Raw genomic sequence first — 3,550 nt, forward strand, 5'->3', positions numbered from 1 at the left:
CCAGTTGGTACGTAATCCGGTGCTGAGGAAGAAGACCGGCATGAAGGCGAGCAGCACGTGATGGCGCATCATGTCCATCTGCTTTTGATCGAACCAGTGCGCGTCCATCACTGCGCCGGCGAGGAAGGCGCCGACCATGAAATGCAGGCCGGCCCAATCGGCCGCAAAACCGCAAATCGCCAGCCACACCATTGCCACATACCAGCGATCCCGTTCGGGAATGCGCACCATCAGTTTGCGGTAACCCCAGGCGGCAACCGCGAAGAGGAACAGGAAGCCCAATTGGCGGCCCACTCGCGTCCAGTCCAGAAGAATCAGTGCCAGCACACCCCAGATCGCGACATCGTCCACGCTGGCATAGCGCAGGATGCGCTGGCCGATAGGCTGGCGCAGGATATCCAGATTTTCCATCAGGAGAATCAGGATGGGGAGGGCGGTGACGGCGMACGCCATACCTACGCCGACCACGAATTGCCACTCGTGACCGTTGGGTCCGATCCAGCCGCTGTACATCAGCATGCCCACCGCGGCGACGCATCCGAACACCAGCGGCGTGCCCAGCGCCATCCCTGCCGTGATCAGGCTTTCGCGCCGGTGCTCCCAGGCTTTGGCCAGATCCAGTTCAATCCCCGCAATCATCACGAAGATCATGACGGCCCACCATGCAATGCTGTTCAGCGACTGAATGACGGCAGGGTTGAACACAAACTGGTAGTAGTCGGGATAAGCGGCGCCCAGCACGCCGGGACCAAGCAGGATGCCTGCAATGATCTGCACCACCACCAGCGGCGCATAGTAGTTGGTATTCCCCAGGCGCCAGATGACGTAGGGTATGAGAAAGATGATCACCATCGCCAGGAGGAAGATCTCGGTAGTACCCATTGCGGTATGCATTCTGCTCCTCTTTCTAATTGTTTGGTAACGTTTCCAAATGCTGCAAAAAAATGCGGCAAAAAAATGCTGCCGGTACTTACTGAATCTTCACGCCTGTCGGGCGAATTCGGTTGATGTCGGGGAGGGTGGCGCGGTCGTTGTGCAGCATGATGCTGAAGGCTGAGTTGCCTTGCTGTCCGCTGCGGCTGGCGGAGGCCAGGCTGTCGAAGTGGCCGAAGCCGGCACGCGAGGCGGGCGTTTCCTCTTGCTTGCCATGCGCCGGCACGGGCGCGTGCAGACGCACGGACAGCATCGCAATCGCCTCGTGCAGTTCTGCGATTTCCGCGTCCTTCCGGCGCAGCGCTTCCTCGAAAGAGGCTGTGATGGCGCGCATGCGCTTCTCGGCGTCGCTGTGGAGCTTGTCCGCGATCTGCCCGATCAGCGTCTGCAGCGAATGCTCCGTTTCCTGGCGGCTGGCGCGGGCCTCAGCGCTCTCAAGCTCCATCTCCTTGAGGTATCTGTGGATGGTCGACTTGGAACCAGTGTTGCCCAACGCGGCACGCACCGCGTCCGCAGAGGGGTAACGGCCTTCGGCGATCAGCTGATCGCGTGCCTCTTGAACCCTGGATTTGGAAATCCCTGTTCTTGCCATGTCTCCGGCCTTGTCGTTATGTAATTATGTAATGGTTGAGAAGGTTAGCACATATTAAACAAAATCAAAGGCATTTTTTTTGAACAAATAGTTTGCTAGGTGGCGAAGTGTTCTGCTATAGTTCGCCACATGGGAAACTATTCTGCATCACTAAACGACATGTTCCACGCGCTGTCCGATCCGACCCGGCGATCCGTCATCGCCAGGCTTGGCAGCGGAGATGCAACGATCACGGAGCTGGCGGAACCATTCGGCCTGGGGCTGCCGACCTTCCTCAAGCACATCAAGGTGCTCGAAAGCAGCGGCCTCATAGCATCGGAAAAAGTAGGGCGGGTGAGAACCTGCAAACTTCAGCGCGACAACTTGACCGCGGCACAAAAGTGGTTCGACGAGCAGCGCGCACTTTGGGAAAACCGATACGAGAATCTCGATAACCTGTTGTCCACTCTGAAAGGCGAAGAAGATGAAAGCTGAACTGCAATTTGATTTTATTGTCGACGAAGCGAAGAGCACCATCACCGTCAAGCGCGAGTTTGCTGCCAAGCGCAAGCTGGTCTGGGACTGCTATACCAAGAGCGAGCTGCTCGACCGCTGGTTCGCACCGAAGCCGCTGACCACCAAGACCAGCTTCATGGATTTCAACGAGGGCGGGCACTGGCTCTACGCGATGGTCGAGCCCAATGGCACGGAATACTGGGGCCGCATGGACTACCAATCCATTCAACCGATCGATCACTACACTTCGCTCGATGGCTTCTGCGACAGCACCGGCGCGCTGAATCCGGATTTGCCGCGCTCCAAATGGAACGTCACCTTCACGGACCGCGCCGCACATACCGTTGTCGAGACGGTGGTTCACTACTCCTCGCCTGAAGCGCTGCAGCAAGTCATCAATATGGGCATGAAGGAAGGCCTGACCTCGACGCTGGAACGCCTGGACGAACTGCTCGCGGTTCTCCACTGACGAGGTGCAGCCAACGCGCGCGGCGGGGACCCGCGCGCGGAATTGTCGCCGCAATCCCGGCAATCGTAAGTGGCGAGCCCTGAACGGCGATTCTTGTATGATGAATTTAGCTCCTATACAAGACCGTTCCCCGACCCATGGTGATGTCAATCGACTCATCGCGCCTGGTGGACCTCATACCCTGCGCGGCGCTGTTGTACTCTGGCGAGGAAACGATCCTTGCCGCGAACAGCATGTTCTGCGATTTGCTCGGCTATTCCGAGGCCGAGCTGGCGCAACGGCGCGTTGCCGACCTGATTACCAGCCAGGATCGTCCGCGCGACGGCGCCGCGCGCGCTCAATTTATCGCAAGAAGCGGTGACGTGATCCGGTGCGAAGTGACGCGCAAGCGCATCGACGAAGCTGGCCAGCCCCTGGCGCTGGTCCGCCCTGAGCCGGAGAGGGTACGTGGCGACGATGAGCTGATTCTGCATGCCATCAACGAAGGTTTCGTGCTGCTCGATCGCGAATTCCGCATCCTGCAAATCAACGACGAAGCGCTGCGCATCGATGGGCGTCCCCGCTCGGAAATGCTGGGACGGACGCACTGGGAAGTCTGGCCGGGCTCCGAACAGCTGCCGCTGGCGGACGCCTACCGCAAGGCGATGCGTGAACGGGTGCAGATCGATGCCGAACAGGTCTACAGCCATAACGGGCAGGATATGTGGATCGAAGCGCGCGCCTTCCCGGTGGCCGATGGCCTGGCCGTGTTCTACCGGGACATCACGGAGCGCAAGCAGGCGGAGCGTGCGCTGCGGGAAAGCGAGGCCACCTTCCGCACCATGGCCGACGCCATGCCGCAAATCGTCTGGTCCACGCGCGCCGACGGTTTTCACGATTACTTCAACCGCCAATGGTATGACTTCACCGGCGTGCCGGAAAATTCGGCCACGGGCGATGCCTGGGTAGGCTTATTCCATCCCGATGACGTGCAGCCCATGCAGGAGCGCTGGCAGCATAGCCTGGCGACGGGGGAACCTTACGAAACGGAGTTTCGCCTGCGGCATCGCTCGGGCGAGTAC

The 3,550-nt window shown here is 59.5% G+C and carries 5 protein-coding genes; 3 read left to right on the forward strand and 2 right to left on the reverse strand.

Annotated features, from left to right (window positions below; translation table 11 throughout):
* A partial coding sequence (locus AB4Z11_RS26655) for a cation:proton antiporter (protein ID WP_442028860.1) occupies positions 1–894 on the reverse strand: 894 nt, incomplete at its 3' end.
* A 76-nt stretch (positions 895–970) separates the two neighbouring features.
* Positions 971–1,525, reverse strand: a complete 555-nt coding sequence (locus AB4Z11_RS26660) for a DNA-binding protein (protein ID WP_442028861.1) — start codon at positions 1,523–1,525, stop codon at positions 971–973.
* A 159-nt stretch (positions 1,526–1,684) separates the two neighbouring features.
* On the opposite strand from AB4Z11_RS26660, the gene AB4Z11_RS26665 reads away from it, so the two are divergent.
* The 3 genes from AB4Z11_RS26665 to AB4Z11_RS26675 form a co-directional block, all read left to right on the forward strand.
* On the forward strand, positions 1,685–1,999 hold the full coding sequence (locus AB4Z11_RS26665) for an ArsR/SmtB family transcription factor (protein WP_442028862.1): 315 nt from the start codon (positions 1,685–1,687) through the stop codon (positions 1,997–1,999).
* Positions 1,989–2,489 carry an SRPBCC family protein gene (locus AB4Z11_RS26670; RefSeq protein ID WP_442028863.1) on the forward strand — a complete coding sequence of 167 codons (501 nt, stop codon included), beginning with the start codon at positions 1,989–1,991 and terminating at the stop codon, positions 2,487–2,489. The genes AB4Z11_RS26665 and AB4Z11_RS26670 overlap by 11 nt, the downstream gene beginning before the upstream one ends.
* 143 nt (positions 2,490–2,632) lie before the next feature.
* Positions 2,633–3,550: PAS domain S-box protein (locus AB4Z11_RS26675; protein WP_442028864.1), on the forward strand; the 918-nt coding region annotated here is incomplete at its 3' end.

The sequence above is a fragment of the Pseudoduganella sp. RAF53_2 genome, from assembly GCF_052113985.1.
In the GTDB taxonomy this organism is placed as follows: Bacteria; Pseudomonadota; Gammaproteobacteria; order Burkholderiales; family Burkholderiaceae_D; genus Rugamonas.

Excerpts from the sequence above, each read along its gene's own strand:
- AB4Z11_RS26665 (WP_442028862.1), top strand. The coding sequence starts at position 1,685 with ATGTTCCACGCGCTGTCCGATCCGACCCGGCGATCCGTCATCGCCAGG.
- AB4Z11_RS26670 (WP_442028863.1), top strand. The coding sequence starts at position 1,989 with ATGAAAGCTGAACTGCAATTTGATTTTATTGTCGACGAAGCGAAGAGC.
- AB4Z11_RS26660 (WP_442028861.1), bottom strand. The coding sequence starts at position 1,525 with ATGGCAAGAACAGGGATTTCCAAATCCAGGGTTCAAGAGGCACGCGAT.